The organism is Streptococcus sp. SGI.013 (assembly GCF_050315295.1).
In the GTDB taxonomy this organism is placed as follows: Bacteria; Bacillota; Bacilli; order Lactobacillales; family Streptococcaceae; genus Streptococcus; species Streptococcus porcorum.
This window is the reverse complement of the sequence record NZ_JBNPOS010000078.1, coordinates 1-904: the sequence shown is the minus strand read 5'-3', so window position 1 is coordinate 904 and position 904 is coordinate 1. Positions and strand designations below refer to the sequence as shown.

Annotated in this window: 2 protein-coding genes; both read right to left on the bottom strand. The window is 33.8% G+C overall.

Annotation, left to right across the window (positions count from 1 at the left end):
* Window positions 1-19 precede the first annotated feature (19 nt).
* Entirely contained in the window at window positions 20-358 is a 339-nt protein-coding gene (gene cadX, locus ACQRDX_RS09355) for a Cd(II)/Zn(II)-sensing metalloregulatory transcriptional regulator CadX (protein ID WP_000711078.1), read from the bottom strand.
* Between the two features lie 12 nt (window positions 359-370).
* Window positions 371-904, bottom strand: a 534-nt coding sequence (locus ACQRDX_RS09350; protein WP_427896619.1) for a CadD family cadmium resistance transporter, incomplete at its 5' end; no start/stop codon positions are given.

Here is a 904-nt window from a genome sequence, read left to right as displayed (position 1 = left end):
AAAGTAGTAAAAATAGTTGTTATCCTAGTTGATTAAAAAAATCTCTGATTTCCTCATCTTTTATAAAATAATATATAATTTTCCCCTCTCTTCTAGTGTCCAAGATGTTTTGATTGGCTAGTTTACGAAGATGGTGGGAGGCAGATGCCATACTGAGATTTAATAAACAGGCTATATCGCAGACACAGAGTTCTTCGACGGCAAGGAGATAAAAGATGATATTTATCTGTTTATTATCGGTAAATTTTGATAAAATGCGAAGTGATTTTTGGACTTTTTCCTTTTCAAGGTAGTTCGTTGCGGTTGTAACATTTTGTTGATTTATAACATCCACTTGACAGATACTATCTTTTTTCATAATTTTTTTCTCCTAGCCTAACACAGCCCATAGCATGTCAAAGCTGTTGTTTTCAATCAGGATATACATCCCCAATCCTAAATAGACAACGGCAATAAACCATCTGCTATATTTTTCCAAAGTTTCTCCAACAGAAGGGACTTGTGACAATTTTTGGGCAGAAAAAACCAAGAGATAAATCATGACTAGAAAGGTCAGTAAAGCCACTATCAAATTCGCTAAATTTAAGGTAGTAAAATATGGGACAAAGACACCAATATTGTCAGCACCACAACTTGCAAAAGTAATCATAGCGACTAGAAAAATCAGGTTTTTATTATCTTTGCTCAAACCTTCTTTGGCAATAGCTTCTCCATCAGAATCTCCTAAAAGCAAAACTTTGAGGCCTAGGAAAATTGGAATCAAACCGAGCAAACCTAAAATCTCTTTACTAGGAATATAATCTAAGACAAATGCAAAAAGCAAACTTAGCAATATTAGACTAACAGAGCCTAGAAATTGTCCTAAATAGATGTTAATGATGTCTTTTCTGCTTTTTCTTTTGGC